The organism is Paraburkholderia fungorum (assembly GCF_046027605.1).
Classification (GTDB): domain Bacteria; phylum Pseudomonadota; class Gammaproteobacteria; order Burkholderiales; family Burkholderiaceae; genus Paraburkholderia; species Paraburkholderia fungorum_F.
On record NZ_JAQQEF010000018.1, the window covers coordinates 27,437 to 46,281 of the forward strand.

The window sequence follows — 18,845 nt, forward strand, 5'->3', positions numbered from 1 at the left end:
TCTCCCTCTATCTATTGGGCACGCATGGCATGGGGCCACGGGTCGTCTTTCACCTTTCGGGCTGCAAGAGTTGTGCCTTGGCGCTCGTCAACCCTGCGCTCAAGGTCCGGGTCTGGAATTTGCTGAGCCAGCAAGCTTGCACACCTAAAACACGCGCGTTAGCGCCTTTAGCTTCCACAGGAATTCCTATGTCATCCCAGGCCACTTACTCGACGCGCATCGCGGAAGGCACGCCTTTCCCGCTTGGTGCGACGTGGAACGGAAGCGGTGTCAACTTCGCGCTGTTCTCCGCGCATGCAACGAAGGTCGAACTGTGTCTGTTCGATGAAACCGGCGAAACGGAAATTGAACGCATCGAGTTGCCGGAGTACACCGACGAGGTCTGGCACGTGTTCGTGCCGAATCTCAAACCGGGTGCCGTGTACGGCTATCGGGTCCATGGTCCTTATGAACCGGAAAAAGGGCATCGCTTCAATCCGAACAAGTTGCTGCTCGATCCCTACGCGAAGGCCCATATCGGCGAGCTCAAATGGGCACCGGAAATCTTCGGCTATACGCTCGATTCCGAAGAGGGCGATCTGTCGTTCGATGAGCGCGACAGCGCGCCCTTTGTGCCGAAATGCAAGGTGGTCGATGCCAACTTTTCCTGGAGCCACCCGGAACGCAATGCGCTGCCTTGGGAGCGCGTGATTTTCTATGAAACCCATGTGCGCGGTTTTACCAAACGTCATCCGGAAGTACCCGAGAACTTGCGCGGCACGTTCGCCGGACTCGGACAACCCGTGGTGCTCGATTACATCAAGAGCCTCGGCGTCACGTCGGTCGAGTTGATGCCGATTCAGACCTTCGTCAACGATAGCTATCTGCTCGACAAAGGCCTCACGAATTACTGGGGCTACAACACGATCGGCTTTTTCGCGGCCGATCCGCGCTTTTTCGCGTCGTCGATCGACTCGGTGGGCGAATTCAAGGAAATGGTGGACCGTTTCCATAACGCCAACCTCGAAGTCATTCTCGACGTGGTCTACAACCACACAGCGGAAGGCAACGAGCGCGGCCCGACGATTTCCTTCAAAGGCATCGACAACGCCTCGTACTACCGGCTGATGCCCGACGAACCGCGCTACTACATCAACGACACCGGCACCGGCAACACGCTCAATCTGTCCCATCCGCGCGTGCTGCAGATGGTCACCGACAGCCTGCGCTATTGGGTGACCGAAATGAAAGTCGACGGTTTCCGTTTCGACCTCGCCACGATTCTCGGCCGCGAGCCGCACGGTTTCGACGAAGGCGGCGGCTTCCTCGACAGTTGCCGGCAGGACCCGGTGCTCTCCGCCGTGCGGCTGATCGCCGAGCCGTGGGACTGTGGCCCCGGCGGCTATCAGGTAGGCGGCTTTCCGCCCGGCTGGGCCGAATGGAACGATCGCTTTCGCGACACCGTGCGCGGCTACTGGAAGGGCGACGAAGGCGAAGTCCCCGATCTCGCCAAGCGCCTGACCGGCTCGAGCGACAAGTTCAATCATCGGGGGCGCCGCCCATGGGCCAGTGTGAACTTCGTGGCCGCTCACGACGGCTTCACGCTCAACGATCTGGTCTCGTACAACGACAAGCACAACGAGGCCAACGGCGAAGACGGCAAGGACGGCCATTCGGACAACAAGTCATGGAATATGGGTGCCGAAGGCCCGACTGACGATCCGGAAATCCGTCAGCAGCGCGAGCGCCAGAAGCGCAATCTGCTCGCCACGCTATTGCTCTCGCAAGGCACGCCGATGATTCTCGCGGGCGACGAATTCGGCCGCACGCAGAAGGGCAACAATAATGCGTATTGCCAGGACAACGAGATCAGCTGGGTCGATTGGGAAGGCATCGACGACGAAGGGCGCGCGCTGATCGAGTTCGTCAAGAATCTGACCACGCTGCGTCATCGTTTGCCGGTACTGCGTCGTGGCCGCTTTCTCAGCGGCGAATACAACGAGGCGCTAGAGGTGACCGACGCGCGTTGGCTCTCTCCGGACGGCACCGATCTTTCGCAGGAACAGTGGGACGATCCGTCGATGCGCTGCTTCGGCCTCGTGATCGACGGACGCGCTCAGGCGAGCGGCATTCGACGTCCCGCGTCCGATGCGACCTTGCTGCTGGTGTTGAACGCGCATCACGACGTGGTCAATTTCACGCTGCCCGATATTCCGGAGGGCGATCAGTGGACGTGTCTGCTGGATACCAATATGCCGGTGCGTTCCGAGTTGCCGCAATTCAGCGCGGGCGACGCGTATCAGGTGACCGGCCGTTCGTTGCTGCTGTTCGCACTTGAAGCACCGAGCCACGCAACGCAACGCGTTTTCGACCGTCTGGAGGAGCAGCTTACGACTGACGAAAGCGACCCTGCCGCCGCATCGTGAGATGCGCGGCTTGATGCAGGCGGCAGCGCAAGCCGGGAGGTGTTGCGCCAGGCATAGCGCTTGCTCGATTCCGGGTAGCCACGCGTTCGCCGTATCCCGCGACAGACGCGCACCGCAACCGGAGCCGATCTGCGCCCGGTCCAACTGAGGGTGACCCAATGGAACAGGAACAAACGTCCAAGGAAGAACAGATTCGTACACGCGCTTACTACCTCTGGGAGCAGGCTACCGATCCGAAGGGAACGCCCGACGAGTATTGGGACCAGGCCTGCGACGAGGTCGAGAAGGAAGCGCCGCCGCTAGAAAGCGGCCCGGTGAATGGAGCGGCGAAGAAGAAGTGAAGGAATGAAGGATTTCTCCGATCCGCGTGGCGCGCGGCCCGCCGCGCGCATTCACGCACCGCCTGCCGCATTCGGCATTGAAGGCTTGATCGCGATTGCGGTCGGCGTCACTATCGTCGCCTGCCTGTACTTTGCGCGTGCCGTGCTGATTCCGATCACGCTCGCCATCCTGTTGAGCTTCCTCGTCGCGCCGCTGGCGAACGCGCTCGGACGTCTGAAGCTCGGACACGTCGCGTCCGTGTTCGCGGCCGTGGTGATTTCAGTCTCGGTGATCGGCCTGCTGGGCGCGGTGATCGCGACCCAACTGACCGACCTTGCCGCCGGCATACCCCGCTATCAGGCGACCATCGAGCGCAAGATGGACGCCGCGCACAGCCTGACGATCGGCAAGCTGAACCGTCTCGCGGGCGCGGCCGGCCAGGCTTTGCAACGCGCGACCACCGAACCGCCCCAACCGCAACCGCCGCGCGACGCCTCATTGCCCGCGAGTGTTCACGCGCCGGCGGCCGTGCCTGTCGAAGTGCGGGAACCCGTGCCCACCCCGTTCGAACTCGCGCGGCGCGTGCTGTCGCCCGCGATCAGTCCGCTGGAGACGGCGTTTATCGTGTTCGTGGTGATGGTGGTGATCCTGCTGCAACGCGACGATCTGCGCGACCGTGCGATCCGTCTGTTCGGGTCACGCGACCTGCACCGCACGACTACCGTGATGGACGAAGCGGCGCGGCGCCTGAGCCGGTACTTCGTTTCGCAACTCGGCCTGAATGCGGGCGTCGGGGTGGTGATCGGCGCGGGCTTGTTCTTCATCGGCGTGCCGAGTCCGATCCTGTGGGGGATTCTCGCCGCGTTGTTGCGGCTCGTGCCGTACGTCGGCATCTGGATTTCCGCGACGCTTGCCACTGCGCTCGCTGCGGCGGTGAGTCCAGGCTGGACCATGGCGATCTGGTCGCTGGCGCTGTTCGTCACGATCGAACTGGTGGTGGGGCAAGTGGTCGAGCCATTGCTATACGGACGAAGCACCGGGCTTTCGCCGTTTTCCGTGGTTGTCGCGGCGATTTTCTGGAGCTGGATCTGGGGGCCAATCGGCCTGATTCTGTCGACGCCGTTGACTTTGTGTCTGCTGGTGCTCGGACGGCACGTGAGACGCCTCGAGTTTCTCGATGTCCTGCTGGGCGATCAGCCGGCGCTGACACCGATAGAGAACTTTTACCAGCGAGCGCTGGCGGGAGACCCCGACGAAGCAATCGAGCAAGCCGAAGCACTCTTGCGCGAGCGGTCGCTGTCGGCGTACTACGACGAAGTGGCGATCAAGGGCTTGCAACTCGCGGCCAACGACGTGGCGCGTGGCAGCGTGACGGCGGCCCAGCTTGCGCGGATCGAGGCGACCACGAACGATCTGGTGGATGGTCTGGACAGTTACGAGGACAGCAAACCGGCGCCTCAAGTGACGGAAGATGACTGGAGCGCGGCGGGTCCGATGACCCCGGCAGCCGCGGCGGCAGGCACCCCGCGTGCGCTGCGGACCACGCCGGACGATACGGACGAAGAGCGCGGCAGCGATGCGAACGGGGCGGCGAATCGCGTGTTGTGCATTCCCGGCCGCGGTCCGCTCGATCCGCTCGCGACCACGATCTTGTTGCAGTTACTCGGCAAGCATGGATTCGCGGCGCGGGCATTGCCCCATGAAGCCGCTTCGCGGGCGTCGATCGAGAGCCTCGACGCGGACGACGTCGGAACCATTTGCATTCTCTACCTGCAGATCGATGGAATTCCTTCGCATCTGCGCTATCTGGTTCGACGTATTCGTGCGAAGTTGCCGGACGTGTCGATCGTGGTGGGGTTGTGGGCCGCGCAGGATACGGAGAAGTGGAGTGCGGATCTGCAAAGCGCGATGGGCGCGGATTGCTATGCCAGCTCCTTGCAGGAAGTGCTGGCGGCCTGCCGGCGGATCGAGGTGACGCAACAGGACCCGGGGCTGGCCATCGTCAATGGATGACCCTGGTTGCTTCTTCGAGCGGTGAAAAACATCAACCGCCGTTCGCTGAAGCCGAACCTGAGGCCCCGGAAACACCCGCTGCATCAGGCGCATCCTGCCATCCGCCTCCCAGTGCCTTGTACAACGAAACCAGATCCGTGCTCACTTGCATGGTGCCTTGTGCATATTGCTGGCGCGCCTGCGCCAACTGCCGCTCCGCATCGAGAACATTGATAAAGCTGGTAATGCCTTTACGGTAGCTGTCCCGAGCCAGGTCAAAAGACGTTTGTTCCGCCGCGACACTCTCGCCGATTGAATCGCGCCGTGCCTGGTCCGTGCGATAAACCACCAGCGCATTGTCCACATCGCGCAACGCCAACAGCACGGTCTTCCGGTAGTCGATCGCGGCTTCGGCTTCCTGCGCTTTCGACATGCGCAAATTGGACACCAATGCGCCACCCTGAAAAATCGGCAATGAAATGCTGGGGCCAAAGGAATAGAACAGATGTGACCAGCGCGACAAATCGCTCGCATTCGTGGCCCGAGTGCCCATCTGTCCCGTCAGCGATATGTCGGGGTAAAACTGCGCCACCGCCACGCCGACACTCGCCGTCGCCGCGTGCAGATTCGCTTCCGCGCGACGAATGTCCGGGCGCCGCCGCGCCAACGTCGACGGTAAACCCACCGGCACTGTGGGCGGCACCGGCGGCACCACGCCCGGCGCGGACAACTCCGTTTCCAATGCACCCGGCGGCTCGCCCACCAGATAAGCAAGACCGTTCAGCGCCTGCGCGATCTGCTGCTCGTATTGCGGCAACTGCGCCTGCGTCTGGGCCAGCTGCGCGGTCGCGCTCGTCACGTCGAGTTCGCTCCCAAGGCCGACCTTCGCCTGGCTCTGCGTCAACGTGACAGTCTCGCGCTGCTGGTCGACGAGGCTCGCCGTGATGTCGCGTAGCGCCTGTGCGCCGCGCAATTGCATGTAGGTCTGCGCGACCTCGGCCTCGAGCGATAGCAGCGCATCATTGCGGCTTTCTACCGCGGCCTGGCTTTGCGCGTCGGCGGCTTCGACAGAGCGGCGCACGCGTCCGAACAGGTCCAGTTCCCACGAGGCGTCGAAGCCCGCCTCCCAGAGATTGACTGGCGAGGTCAGCTGGTTCAGCAGGTTGTTCGCGCCGTTTTGCAATGCGGGGCCCGCGCCTGGCGCAAGCGCGTTGACGGGCGAATTGGGCGCGCCCAATTGATTTACCTTGTCGTATACGCCGTCCGATTCGAGAAAGCCCTTGATGCCAAGCTGGTCGCGCTGATAGCTGCCGGTCGCGCGTACATTCGGCAGACCTTGCGCTGCTGCGCTCTGCACCTGGGTGCGTGCTTCGACGATGCGCAATACCGCTTCCTGTAGATCGAGGTTGCCGCGCGCGGCGCGCTCCACCAGTGCATCGAGCGTGGGGTCGTTGAAATTGCGCCACCAGCGAGGGTCGGGATCGGTGTCGAGCGTGGGGACCGACGCGACGCGCGCGGCTGAAGCAGCCGTGGGAACCGACGCTGCGCTCGTAGCCGTTGCCGGTGCCGAGACCGATGGCGCGGCCGATGCACCATTCGCGGCTGAAGCCGGCGTGGCCATCGCCGCTCCACGCTGCGGGTCGTGCCATTGTGCCGGTACGTCGGCCTGCGGCGCGTGGAAGTCGGGTCCGACGGCGCACGCAGCGAGTAGCATCGCCAGCGAAAGCGCGGACAGCCGCGGGTTGAAAAGCGCGCGCTTCATGTCAATGTCCTCCAGCGCCGCCAGCCGCCTTGGCCGGTGAAAAGAAAAACGTCATCGGAATGCATAGCGCGCAGAACACGGCAAGGATCGCGAAGACGTCGACGTAAGCGAGAATGGTCGACTGCGAAATGAAGGTGGTGTACAGGCGGCCGGTTGCGGTCTGCACGGCCTGCGCGAAGGGCTCGCCGGTCATCCCGGCGATGGTTTGCGCGCTGCGCTGCACGGCATCGTTGTAGTTCTGCGAAAGCGTGGACATGTGCTCTGACAGGTGAGCCATGCGAGCCTGGGTGCGCTCGCGGATCAGCGCGGTCGACAGCGAAATGCCGATCGACCCCGCCACGTTACGGAACATCGTGAAAAGCGCGGAGGCGTCGTCATTCAAACGCGGTGGCACCGTCAGGTACGCGAGCGTGGTGATCGGCACGAACAGGAAACCGATGGCGAGCGATTGCGCACTGCGCATTTTTACCAGCGTCGCGTAATCGATATCCGGTACCAGCAGATGCGAATAGGCGAGCGCGCATGACAGCAGCGCAAAGCCGGCGGCCACCAGGAAGCGCGTCTGGATATAGGGCATCAGCTTGCTGATGATCGGGATTTCCAGCGTAATGAGTACCGCACCCGGCGAGAGCACGAGGCCGGCGAGCATCGCCGTATAGCCGAGTTGCTGTTGCGCGAGTTGCGGCACCAGCACCGCGCTGCCGTAGAGAATGGTTGCGAATGCGCCGATCGTCAGGCAGCCGAGCGCGAAGTTACGGTCTTTCAGACAGCGAATATCGACCACCGGCTTCTTCGTGTAGAGCAGCCAGAACGTCGCGCCGACGATCCCCGCCACGGCCAGCACGGCGAACGTGCAAATGAAGGCCGACGAGAACCAGTCGTCGTCCTCGCCGCGATCGAGCATCACCTGCAGACAGCCAAGTCCCACTGCAATCAGCGTGATGCCGATATAGTCGATCGAGACTTTGCTGTCGCCTTTCTTTTTCCACGGCGGATCTTCGACGAATTGCATCACCGCGAGCGAAGTCAGCACGCCAACCGGCACGTTAAGCAGAAACACCCAGCGCCACGAGAAGTTATCCGTGATCCATCCGCCGAGCGTCGGTCCGAGCACCGGCGCGACGACGATCGCCACCGCTGAAATCGAGAACGCGCGGCCGCGCTGGTCAGGCGGGAAGGTATCGAGAATGATCGACTGCTGGTTCGGTTGCAGACCACCGCCGAAAAAGCCTTGCAGCACGCGAAAAATGATCAGTTGCCAGAGATCGGTCGCGATGCCGCACAGAAACGAACAGATGGTGAACGCGACGATGCACACCAGAAAGTAACGCTTGCGACCGAGCAGCCGGCCGAGGAAACCGGAGATCGGCAGCACGATGCCGTTGGCGACCAGATAGGAGGTGAGCGTCCACGTGGCTTCGTCGTAGCTGGCCGACATGGTGCCGGCGATGTGCGGCAACGCGACGTTCACAATGGTCGTGTCGAGCACTTCCATGAACGCCGCGAGCGTGACCACAATCGCGATCAGCCAAGGATTCGCAGCCGGCTTCCAATTGGAGTGATCGCCGTTTGCGGTGCCGGAAGAACTCATACCGGCACCGCGCGGGGAAGTGTTACTGCGGCGACTGGCCGACCGGCCTCGGCGCGCTCGCGCCGCCGGCTGCATTCTTCTCCGCGTTCTGGATATCCTGCGGATAGTGCGGATCGGTAGCGTCCGGCTGGTGGCAATTCGAGTGGCCTTGTTTGGGAAGAATGCGCACGCGTCATTTCAGGTACACCTTCGGCGTCACCGACATGCCCAGTCCCAACGGCCGATCGCGCGGCAAACCGTCGTCGATGACGATCTTCACCGGCACGCGCTGCACGATCTTGACGAAGTTGCCGGTCGCGTTTTCCGCCGGGAACGCCGAGAAACGCGACCCGCTGCCGAGCTGAACGCTATCCACATGGCCGCGTAAATCCAGCGATGGATACGCGTCGACTTCGACTTTCACCTTGTCGCCAACCCGCATGCGGTCGAGTTGCGTTTCCTTGAAATTCGCCGTCACCCAGACTTGCGGCGTGACAATCGCGAACAGCGAGACGCCGGCTTGAAGAAAAGTGCCGAGTTGTACGTTGCGCCGCGTAATCCAGCCATCCGACGGCGAGCGCACTTCGCAGTAAGACAGATTCAACTGGGCCTGTTCGAGTTGTGCTTCGGCTTGCTGGACCTGCTGCTTGCGTTCGTCAACCGCTGCTTCAGCCTGCCGGATCTGTTGCGGCACGAGGCTAGCGGTCTGCTGCTGCGCGCGTGCCTGTTCGACGCTGGCGCTGGCCGATTGCCGCTGGGCGTCCGCGGTATCGATGTTCTGTTGCGAGGTAGCGCGTTGGTCGACCGCATGCTGGCGCAGATAGGCCGCTTGCGCCTGGCGGAAATTCGCCTCGGCGGATGAAGTCTGCGCTTTCGCCTGCCGGTATTGCGCCGGATATTGAATCCGCGCGATATCGAGCTGAACCTGCGCGGCGTTCAGCTGCGCTCTCGCGAGACCGACTTGCGCCTGGGCCTGGTCCACTTGCGCCTGATAGTCGCGTTTGTCGATCATGACCAGCAGGTCGCCCTTGTGGACGTAGACGTTGTCGTTGACCGCGAGCTGGACCACATAGCCGGAGACTTTCGGCGCCATGGTGATGGCGTTGCCGTCGGTGTAAGCGTCGTCGGTGGTGACCTCGTTGCGGGTCGCGAACCACCAGATGAAGGCAACGATCGACAGCAGGACCACGATGACAGCGAGAATGATCAGCGGCTTCTTGCCGGGGGTCTTGCGCTTTTTGTCGTCGCCGTCGCCGTCCTTGCCGCCGTCCCGATCGTCTTTGTCATTCCTGTTGTCCTTTGCGTTCCTGTCGTTGCCATTGTTCCTGCCGGCACCGGAAGCCTTGTCCTTCTCGTTGTTGTCGTCTTCGCGTTCGTTCTGATCGTGGGTTTCATGAGCGGAGCCGGTCTGATCTGACATGGCGATGCGTTCCCGTCGTTCCGGATGCGTTGCGGATACGTTGCTGGAGAAAGGGCGCCCGGCAGCAGGGCCGGACGTCCTGGTTCAAGTGGAGGCGCCTAGTGGCCTGCCGGCTTGCCGGTCGAAGGCTTGTTTTTCGAGGCGGCGTCCTTGTCGGGAACGATCTTCGTCGTACCGCCTGTGGAAGGAGGATCGCTAGCCGGGAAGCTGTCTTCGACCTCCTTGTCGATCTGCTTCTCACTCTTGTTGGAGTGAGGATGTTGTTCCTTGTGTTCTGGCATGGCAACTTCTCCTTCATGTAAGCGCGGAAAACCGCGCGGGCAGACTCGAATGTTTTCTTGCTGTGCAGGGTGTCGTGCGTGGACTGCCACGCATGATTTCAATCACCGGGTTGCGCGCGGGTTAGCGCTGGTTAGCACCTCTGGTTTCCATCGCAGCGTCGCTCGCCTCGCGTCAATCGCTCAGCACGATTTTCAAAGCATCCGCGCGAGACAAACCGTTCGGGCCGGTGCCCATCGCATCGATCAGTCGCGCGGTTTGCGCTTCACGTTCGCAGGCGAGCACCGCGACCACCTTCTCGTCCTTCACATACAGCGCGACGAAGGCCTGCCGATCGAGTTGGCCGTCGATCACAACGTCGTCCCACTCGCTCGCATGACCGAGATATTCGAAGCGCTTGCCGAAGTGATAGGTCCAGAAATACGGCACGCCGACGTAGCGATGGCGCGCGCCGCACATGTTTTCGGCGGCGATGCGCGCATGTTGCTGCGCGACGCGCCAATGTTCGATGCGCACCGGTTCCTGATCTTCATGCAGCGGAAAGACGGCGACATCGCCCGCTGCGTAAAGGTGAGGCGCGGCCTGCATGCCGGCGTTGACGATCACGCCGCCATCCTTTTGCAACGGCAATCCTTCGACGAACCCGGTGGCCGGTGCAACGCCCGTACCCAGCAGCACGAGATCGGCGGCGACATGCTCGCCACTTTCCAGCATCACCTCATGCACATTGCCTTCCTCGCCCTCGAGCGAGGCGACCTTTGCCTCGAGGTGGAACACCACGCCGTTGCGCTCGTGAAGTTCGCGAAACATGGTGCCCGCGCGCTCACCGAACTGTCTGGCGAAGGGGATTTTTTCCGGCGAAATGACGGTGACTTGCGTGCCGCGTTTGCGCAGCGACGAAGCTGTTTCCAGGCCGATGAAGCTACTGCCGAGAATCACGACCTGCGCGTTCTGTGCGTCCTCGCCGAGCGCATCAACGAGTGTGGCGGCGTCGTCGAGCGTGCGCAGCACGTACACGCCGCCAAGCTCCCGACCGGGAATGGCGGGGCTCTTCGGCACGCTGCCGCTGGCGAGCAGCGCCGTGTCGTACGCCAGTTCGCCGCCGGTTTCGAAATGGATCGTGTGCCTGGGCACATCGAGCCGCGCGACCTTCGCGACGATGCGTTCGACGTCGTGCCGCGCGAGCCAATCGGGCGCAAGCAGGGGTGGCACATCGCCCGGCGTCATCTCGCCCGACGGCACGAATTTGCTGAGCGCGGTGCGGTCGTAGGGCGCATGCGGCTCCTCGCCGACCAGCGTGAGGCGGCCGGTAAAACCGCATTCACGCAGCGCCGCGCACGCCGCGGCACCTGCTGCGCCCGCGCCGATCACCACGAAATGCGGGCTTTTCGAGGACGCATTGCGCACCGGCTGCGGCAGTTTCTCCGGCGTGACCATCACGTCGTCGCCCGTCACCGTCACCGGATAACGGTCGAGCGCGACCAGCGCGGGCGGTTCGAGCACGTCGCCGGTGGCGACATCGAAAGTAGCCTTGTGCCACGGACAGATGATCCGGCCGTTGCACAATGCGCCTTTCTCCAGCGGGCCGCCGGCATGGGGACAGTCCGCCGCATAAGCGCGTACGGTGTCGCCGTCGCGCACCAGCAGAATGTTTTCACCGTCCACCACGATGCGTTCGGCGCGGTCCGCTCGCAGTTGCGATAGCTGGGCGACGCATCGGGCGGGCGTTGACATGGTCGATTTCTCGCGGAGGATAAGAACGCCTTCGGGGGAGCAAACCGTGTGCCTGCTCACGTGCCGCTCTACATGCGACGTTCTGGCCGCATGCCGGCCTATGGAGAACGGCGGAAGTGCGGTAAATTCCGGGAAAAGGAAATAGCGCACGAACAACGTGGCGCGTGCGCGGAGAGTAGCAAAAAGTCGTCTGCACGCCCACCCCAAACCTGTATTTACCTTTCATGGAGATCGTGACCGTGCAACGTGCGGAGCGTGCCGCAGTCGATGTCCCCATGCCGTTGCGCAATTTCGCGGCGACGCGGCGCGTGCTTCTGATCGTGCTCGCCGTTTCGATTGTGTTCCCGCTCGCGTGTCTCGCCGGTTACGGCTATTTCGATTACCAGCGCCGTATCGCCGATTCGAACGACATGATCGACCGGCTCGCGCGCGTGACCGAGGAACAAGCGGTCAAGGTGCTCGACCTGAACCAGCAAATGGCCTCGCGCATCGTCGATCTGCTCGGCGATGACGACGACGCGCGGATTCGCGCGCAGCAAGCCGGTTTGCACGATCGGCTGCGGCAAATCGGCGGCGATTTTCCGCAGGTGGCGTCGATTTACCTGCTCGGCGCGAACGGCGATCTTCTGGTGTCGAGCCTGAGTTATCCGGCGCCGGTCATGTCGACGAACCGGCGCGAAGACTTCACTACCGCGAAGGCGATGCGGCCGCAGCCGTATTTCTCTCCGGCCGCGTTCGGGCAACTGTCGCAAACCAATGTGTTCAACACCGAGACGGGCCGGTCCGGGGAGAATGGGCAGTTCCTCGGCGTGGTGTCCGTGGCGCTGCGCACCGAGTACTTTTCGCGCTTCTACCGCGAGCTCACGAACGGCGATACGTCGCTCGTGCTGGGCTTGTATCGCCAGGACGGCACTCTGCTGGTGCGTTATCCGGCTTGGGCCGCGGGCGCGCGGCCCAGCCCGCAGAGCGCGTTCACCGCGGCCTTGCGCGACAAACAGCTATCCGGTCACATCCGCCTGAAGTCCACAGTCGACGGTGTCGAACGGCTGCTGGCGTTTCGCCGCGTCGGCGACTATCCGCTCTATGTGGTGAGCGCGTATGCGACTGCCTCGATCGGCAGCGCATGGCGCCAGCACTTCATGATGATCGCGGCGCTCACGGCCGTGCCTTGCGTGGCGATCTGGCTGCTGGTGTTTTTCTCGCTGCGCCAGCTCGCCGGCGAGCGCCGCGCGTGGGAGCGCTGGCAAGGCGAAGTGGCCATGCGTCTTTCCGCGGAGGCGTCGAGCCGGCAATTGCAACGCATGGGCGCGCTAGGCAATCTCGTCGCCAATGTCGCGCACGATTTCAATAATCTGCTGATGGTAGTGTCGGCGAACACCGAACTCGCGCGGCTAAAACGCTATAACAATCTGGAAAAAGAGGTGCAGGCCGTCGAGCGCGCCACCGCCACGGCGGAAGCGCTGACGCGGCGGCTCCTGAGTGTGGCGAAGAAGCAGCCGATCAAGCAGGAACCGGTCGAGCTCGCCACATGGCTGCCGAGCGCCGCGCCGCTGATCGACGCCGCGCTCGGTGACAACGTCGAAATGGCCTTGAGCATGGTCGACAATGTCTGGCAGGTGCTGGCCGATCCGATCGACCTCGAATTCGCGATCATGAATCTGGCGGTCAACGCGCGCGATGCGATGCCGCGCGGCGGGCGTTTCGTGATTCGTTGCCAGAACAACCGGCTGGTCGGCAGCGACACCTTGCTGCCCGACGGCGAATATGTGCTGATCGCCTGTTCCGACGACGGCGAAGGGATGTCCGAAGCGGTCGCCCTTCGCGCGTTCGAGCCGCTCTTCACCACCAAGCTGCGCGGCTCGGGCACGGGCCTCGGTCTCGCCCAGGTCCTCGCCATGTGCGAACAGGCTGGCGGCACGGCCAAAATCGACAGCGTGCCGGGCAGCGGCACGACGGTCAGACTTTACCTGCCGCGTTATCGCGAGCGACAGAAGGCGGGGGCGGCACATGCCGAAACGGCGCACCTGCCGGCGCCGATCGCAAAGGGCGTCGTGCTGCTGGTGGAAGACAACGAAGACGTCGCGGCGGGCGTAGCCGCCGTGCTGGAGACCTTCGGCTGCGAAGTGCGGCACGAACCGACCGCCGACCAGGCGCTCGACGTGCTGACCGGTGGCGCGCAGTTCGAACTGGTGCTGTCGGACATCCAGATGCCGGGCAAGCTCAACGGCATCGACCTCGCGGAGAAAGTGCGCAGCGCATGGCCCGCGCAGAAGATCGCACTGATGACCGGCTATGCCGACGAGCTCGAACGGGCGCGCCGGCTCGGCGTGGCGATACTCGCCAAACCCTTCAACATCGACGAACTGCACGCGCTGGTGGTTTGCGAACCGTAAGGCTCGCAGCTTCGCCGGCATGCCCGGCGCAATCACGGCGCTGATGACTTTCGAGGGCACACCCGGTTCGCGGTGGCCCGCATCCGCGCGCCCAGGCATGTTCGAAGTGTTTCAAGACTCGCGGCACAACCCTTGCTGACAGGATGACGAGGTATGCGTATCCGGCGGGACCCGCCGGCGCAACCCGCTTTTTTTTCGGCAAGGAGAATCCCCATGAAGATCAGACACGCATTGCTCGTTTCGACACTGCTCGCCGCGTCGTCGCTCGCGATGGCTCAGGGCGCAGGCGGTGGCGGTGGCGGACCAGCCGGCAACGACCCGAATGGTGGCACCAACGCCGGTGCGACGCGCGAAGGCGGCGACATGCAGGCGTCCGGAGCGGCGGCGCACCAGTCGAAGAAACACCACATGAAGCACACGAAGAAGCCGGCCACCGATACGACCAATACGCCAGGTGCCGACGCCAGCAGCGACACCAAGGGCCAGTAACGAGGAAGTGGGCTTCGCACGGCAGCGCATTGTGCGAAGTCCGATCTTGCGCTCAACGGCATGCCGGTCTTTGCAATGCAGTGCAACACACGCGACAATGCGAGCGGAACGCACGAGCCCATTGCCGCCAGAAGGCGAGGGTGCTGAGACGCAGCGTAGCGCACAAGGATGAGTATGGCGGGTAGTGAAGCAGGAGCGTCTCCAACTAAAACGCAGTCGACCGCGCAGACGAGCACGCAGACAGGCACAGCCACCAACACCAACACCTCGGATGCCGAGGCGGGCGCCATTCCCCCGCGTGCCGCCGGCCAGCTGGACTTTCCGGTGGTCGGCATCGGAGCGTCCGCGGGCGGCGTGCAAGCGCTGCTGCGCTTCTTCGAGAACGCGCCGTCCGACATCGGCATGGCCTTCGTGGTGGTGCTGCACCTCTCTCCCGACCATGCGAGCAGCGCCGACCAGGTTCTGCAACACGCCACCGGCATGCCGGTGCGCCAGGTGCAGCGCGCCATGCGGGTCGAAAAGAATCACGTGTATGTGATTTCGCCGTCGCACGATCTGTCGCTCGAAGACGGCCATCTGACGCCCGTCGAAGTCGACCGGCCGCGCGGCCGGCCGATCGCCATCGACCTGTTTTTTCGCAGCCTCGCCGACGCGCATCGTGAGCGGGCCATTGCAATCGTGCTTTCGGGCACCGGCGCGGACGGCGCGACCGGCATCGGCCGCATCAAGGAACAGGGCGGCGTGACGATCGCGCAGGAACCGGCGGACGCCGAATACCCGGAAATGCCGCAGAACGCGATGGCAACGGGCATGATCGATCTGACGCTGCCGGCCGCCCAGATGCCGGGCAAACTTCGCGAGCTCGCCGACAATGCCCGCGCGATCCGTCTGCCGCCCGCGAACGACGAACCCGAAACGCTCCCGGTCGCGCAGCCCGACCCGGTGTCGAGCGCCGAGCGGGCTCTGCTGGGCGTGCTCGCCACCTTGCGCGCACGCACCGGCCACGATTTCCGCCATTACAAGCGCGCCACGATCCTGCGGCGCATCGAGCGCCGTTTGCAGGTCAACGGCATTCCCGATCTGCAGGCGTACCAGGACTATGTCCTGACGCATCCCGACGAAGTACCGGCGCTGCTCAAGGACATGCTGATCGGCGTGACCAATTTCTTCCGCGATCGCGAAACGTTCGAAGTGGTCGAGCACGAGATCGTGCCGAAGCTGTTCCAGAAAAAATCCGAGGACGATCCGGTGCGCGCCTGGATCGCCGGCTGCGCGACCGGGGAAGAAGCCTATTCGCTGGCCATGCTGCTCGCCGAGCATCCGGAGCGCAATGAAGGGATACCGGTCCAGTTGTTCGCGACCGATATCGACGAACGCGCGATCGCGCTTGCCCGGGCGGGCCTCTATCCCGAGTCGATCACCGCGGATGTCTCCGCGCAGCGCCTGCGCCAGTTCTTCACGCCGGAACGCGCGCATTTTCGCGTCTCCAAGGGCATTCGCGAAAAGGTGCTGTTCGCCGTGCATAACGTGCTGCGCGATCCGCCGTTTTCGCGGGTCGACCTGGTGTCGTGCCGCAATCTGCTGATCTATCTCGATCGCAGCGTGCAGAGCCAGGTGCTGCAAATGTTTCACTTCGCGCTGCAACCCGGCGGCTATCTGCTGCTCGGCAGTTCGGAATCCGCGGAGGCGGCGGGCGAACTGTTCACGCCGGTCGACAAGAAGAATCGTATTTATCGCGCGAACGTGGTCACCAGCAGCATGCGGCCGCCGATCAGCATGCCGGTCGTTCAGCACGGCGGAGTGAGCGCCGCCGCCAGCGCCGGACCGACGCCGCCGTTGCCGCAGACCTTGCCGTTTGCCGCCTTGCATCACCGCATTCTCGAGTTGTACGCGCCGCCGAGCGTTGTGGTCGATACGGATGCGAACATCCTGCATATGTCCGAGCACGCCGGCCGCTTCCTGCGTTTCGCGCGCGGCGAGCCGTCGTATAACCTGGTCATGCTGGTGAATCCGGCCTTGCGCCTGCAATTGCGCGGGGCGCTGTTCCAGGCCATGCGCAGCAATAGCGAGGTTGTCACCGCGCCGATCGAATTCACGTCCGAGGCGCACGTGCGGATCATCGTGCGTCCTTACCGGCGTACCGAGGATTCACCGGAATTCGCGCTGGTGCTGTTCGACGAGAGCGCAGTCAGCGCGCCCGTGGCAACCGTTCAGCCGGCCGGCCCGGCCGCGCAGGATTCGCTGCTCGGGCACCTCGAGGACGAACTGCATCGCACCAAACAGGAGTTGCGCTCCACGGTCGAGCAGTCGGAGGCCTCGACGGAAGAGCTGAAAGCATCGAACGAGGAATTGCAGGCGATCAACGAGGAACTGCGCGCGGCCACCGAGGAACTCGAGACCAGCAAGGAAGAACTGCAATCGTTGAACGAGGAGTTGTTTACCGTCAACGCCGAGTTGCAGGCCAAGATCGAGGAAACCGGCAAGGCCAAGGACGATCTGCAGAATGTGATCGCTTCGACCGGCATTGCGACGGTGTTCGTCGATCGCGAGATGCGCATCAAGCGCTATACGCCGGCGGCGACCGAACTGTTCAACGTGATTCCCTCCGACGTGGGCCGTCCACTGCACGACATCACGCACCGGCTCGACTATCCGCGGATGGCCGAGGACACGGTCGCCGTTTTCGAATCGCTGCAATTGATCGAACGCGAGATTCGTGGCGTCGACGCCCGCTATTTCCTGACGCGCCTCTCGCCGTATCGCACGACCGACGATCACATCGACGGCGCGGTGTTGACCATCGTCGATATCACGGCACTGCGGCGCGCCGAGCAGCTGGTGCGCGTCAGCGAAGAACGCTTGCATCTCGCCGCGCAAAGCACTAACGACTTCGCGATCATCGTGCAGGATATCGACGGCCGCGTGGTGACGTGGAACAAAGGCGCGGAGCGGATTTTCGGCTACAACGAGAGCGAGATGGCGGGGCAATTGCTCGACCGGCTCTATCTGCCGGAGGAGCGCGAAGCCAATGCGCCTTCGGTGGAGCGGCAGCGCGCGCAGCACGACGGCCGTGTCGAAGACGAACGCTGGTACGTGCATAAAGGTGGCGCGCGGCTTTATTGCAGCGGCGTGATCACGCCGGTGTCGTCGGACAGCTTCAGCGGCTTCGCGAAGATCATGCGCGATCTGACGCAACGCAAAGGCACCGAGGCGCTCGAACAGCGCAAGATTTCTCTTGAACGTTCGGAACGCCAGAAGGTGGAGGTGGCCAGCCGTCTGAAGGACGAATTCCTCGCGGTGCTGTCGCACGAACTGAAGAACCCGCTGAACCTGATTCACGTGAAAGCGGACATGCTCGAGCGCGCGCCGTCGACGCAAGGCCTGCCGGTAGTGCGCGATGCGGCCGATGCGATTCGCCGCTCCGTGATCAGCCTTGCCAAGATCATCGACGACCTGCTCGATCTGTCGCGCGTGCGCACCGGCAAGCTGGCGCTGGAACGCGCGCGCGTGGACATCGCGGCGATCACGGCTTCGATGGGCAGCGCGATCGAAGCCGATGCGCTGGCGCATCAGGTAAGCGTTGCGATCCAGGGGGTTGCCGAGCCGTGCTTTATCGAAGCCGACGCCGTGCGCTTCGAGCAGATTCTGTGGAACCTCGTCAGCAACGCGGTGAAGTTCACGCCGCCGGGCGGACGGGTGAGCCTGAGGCTCTCGCGTGACAACGACTATGCGTGTGTCGAGGTTCAGGATACCGGGCGCGGCATCGAACCGGCCTTCCTGCCGCACGTATTCGACATGTTCAGTCAGGCCGAGGGCTCGCATCGGGGCCATAGCGGCGGGCTGGGTATCGGGCTTGCGCTCGTCAAACAGCTCGCGGAAATGCATGGCGGCCACGTGAAGGCGGAATCGCCAGGCCCTGGCAAGGGCGCGCGTTTCCGTATCTGGCTGCCGGCCGCCAGCACCGTGCTGCAGCCGGAAAGCCGCGACACGCCGGGCGACGTCAGTTTGCTCAAGGGCATGCGGATTCTGCTGATCGACGACGCGGTCGAAAGTTTGCAGGCGTTCCAGAGTCTGCTCGAACTCGAAGGCGCGCAAGTCTGGCCGCAAACCAATGGTCCTGACGCGCTGGCGGTCGCCGCCCATCAACCGTTCGATCTGATCCTGTCCGATATCGGCATGCCGGGCATGGACGGCTACGAACTGATCGCGGCACTGCGCAAACTGCCCGCCACCGCCTCGGTGCCGGCGCTCGCGCTGACGGGCTTCGGCCGCCCGCAGGACGCCACCCGTGCAATCCGCGCGGGCTACGACGGCCACCTCGGCAAGCCGGTCTCGCTGCAGGCGCTGCTCGACAAGATCGCGCGGACCACCACCACGAATCGCTGAGTCGGGTGGGCGCCGGATCTGGCTTGAGCTTTCCTGTCGACGGCTTCGACCTGGCGCCGCGCGATGGGCGCCGTTGTCCAGCCGCCGTTTCACA

At 63.5% G+C, this 18,845-nt stretch carries 12 protein-coding genes; 6 read left to right on the top strand and 6 right to left on the bottom strand.

What is annotated here, in order from left to right; all coding sequences use genetic code 11:
* The first annotated feature begins 188 nt into the window (after nt 1–188).
* From glgX to PQR53_RS25990, 3 genes are all read left to right on the top strand, one after another.
* Nucleotides 189–2,405, top strand: coding sequence for a glycogen debranching protein GlgX (glgX, locus tag PQR53_RS25980; protein WP_408460393.1), 2,217 nt, complete (start codon nt 189–191; stop codon nt 2,403–2,405).
* 158 nt (nt 2,406–2,563) lie between these two features.
* Nucleotides 2,564–2,746, top strand: a complete 183-nt coding sequence (locus PQR53_RS25985) for a DUF2934 domain-containing protein (RefSeq protein ID WP_408460395.1) — start codon at nt 2,564–2,566, stop codon at nt 2,744–2,746.
* A gap of 4 nt (nt 2,747–2,750) precedes the next feature.
* On the top strand, nt 2,751–4,739 hold the full coding sequence (locus PQR53_RS25990; RefSeq protein WP_408460398.1) for an AI-2E family transporter: 1,989 nt from the start codon (nt 2,751–2,753) through the stop codon (nt 4,737–4,739).
* A gap of 31 nt (nt 4,740–4,770) precedes the next feature.
* On the opposite strand, the gene PQR53_RS25995 is transcribed toward PQR53_RS25990, so the two are convergent.
* From PQR53_RS25995 to PQR53_RS26020, 6 genes are all read right to left on the bottom strand, one after another.
* Complete coding sequence (locus tag PQR53_RS25995) at nt 4,771–6,480, bottom strand: efflux transporter outer membrane subunit (protein WP_408460401.1); 1,710 nt, start codon at nt 6,478–6,480, stop codon at nt 4,771–4,773.
* Between the two features lies 1 nt (nt 6,481).
* Complete coding sequence (locus PQR53_RS26000; protein WP_408460404.1) at nt 6,482–8,071, bottom strand: DHA2 family efflux MFS transporter permease subunit; 1,590 nt, start codon at nt 8,069–8,071, stop codon at nt 6,482–6,484.
* A 22-nt stretch (nt 8,072–8,093) separates the two neighbouring features.
* Nucleotides 8,094–8,240: a hypothetical protein gene (locus tag PQR53_RS26005; protein WP_408460406.1), complete on the bottom strand. Its 147-nt coding sequence runs from the start codon at nt 8,238–8,240 to the stop codon at nt 8,094–8,096.
* A 3-nt stretch (nt 8,241–8,243) separates the two neighbouring features.
* The gene (locus PQR53_RS26010; RefSeq protein ID WP_408460408.1) at nt 8,244–9,470 is read right to left on the bottom strand and encodes an HlyD family secretion protein; all 1,227 of its coding nucleotides are present in this window, start codon (nt 9,468–9,470) and stop codon (nt 8,244–8,246) included.
* Between the two features lie 98 nt (nt 9,471–9,568).
* Nucleotides 9,569–9,751, bottom strand: coding sequence for a hypothetical protein (locus PQR53_RS26015; protein WP_408460411.1), 183 nt, complete (start codon nt 9,749–9,751; stop codon nt 9,569–9,571).
* A 172-nt stretch (nt 9,752–9,923) separates the two neighbouring features.
* Entirely contained in the window at nt 9,924–11,483 is a 1,560-nt protein-coding gene (locus PQR53_RS26020; RefSeq protein WP_408460414.1) for an FAD-dependent oxidoreductase, read from the bottom strand.
* Between the two features lie 239 nt (nt 11,484–11,722).
* Here PQR53_RS26020 and PQR53_RS26025 point away from each other — a divergent pair, with 239 nt between their 5' ends.
* The 3 genes from PQR53_RS26025 (at nt 11,723) to PQR53_RS26035 (ending at nt 18,751) form a co-directional block, all read left to right on the top strand.
* Nucleotides 11,723–13,876, top strand: coding sequence for a hybrid sensor histidine kinase/response regulator family protein (locus tag PQR53_RS26025; protein ID WP_408460692.1), 2,154 nt, complete (start codon nt 11,723–11,725; stop codon nt 13,874–13,876).
* 213 nt (nt 13,877–14,089) lie between these two features.
* On the top strand, nt 14,090–14,365 hold the full coding sequence (locus PQR53_RS26030) for a hypothetical protein (RefSeq protein ID WP_408460417.1): 276 nt from the start codon (nt 14,090–14,092) through the stop codon (nt 14,363–14,365).
* Between the two features lie 174 nt (nt 14,366–14,539).
* The gene (locus PQR53_RS26035) at nt 14,540–18,751 is read left to right on the top strand and encodes a CheR family methyltransferase (RefSeq protein WP_408460420.1); all 4,212 of its coding nucleotides are present in this window, start codon (nt 14,540–14,542) and stop codon (nt 18,749–18,751) included.
* Nucleotides 18,752–18,845 lie beyond the last annotated feature (94 nt).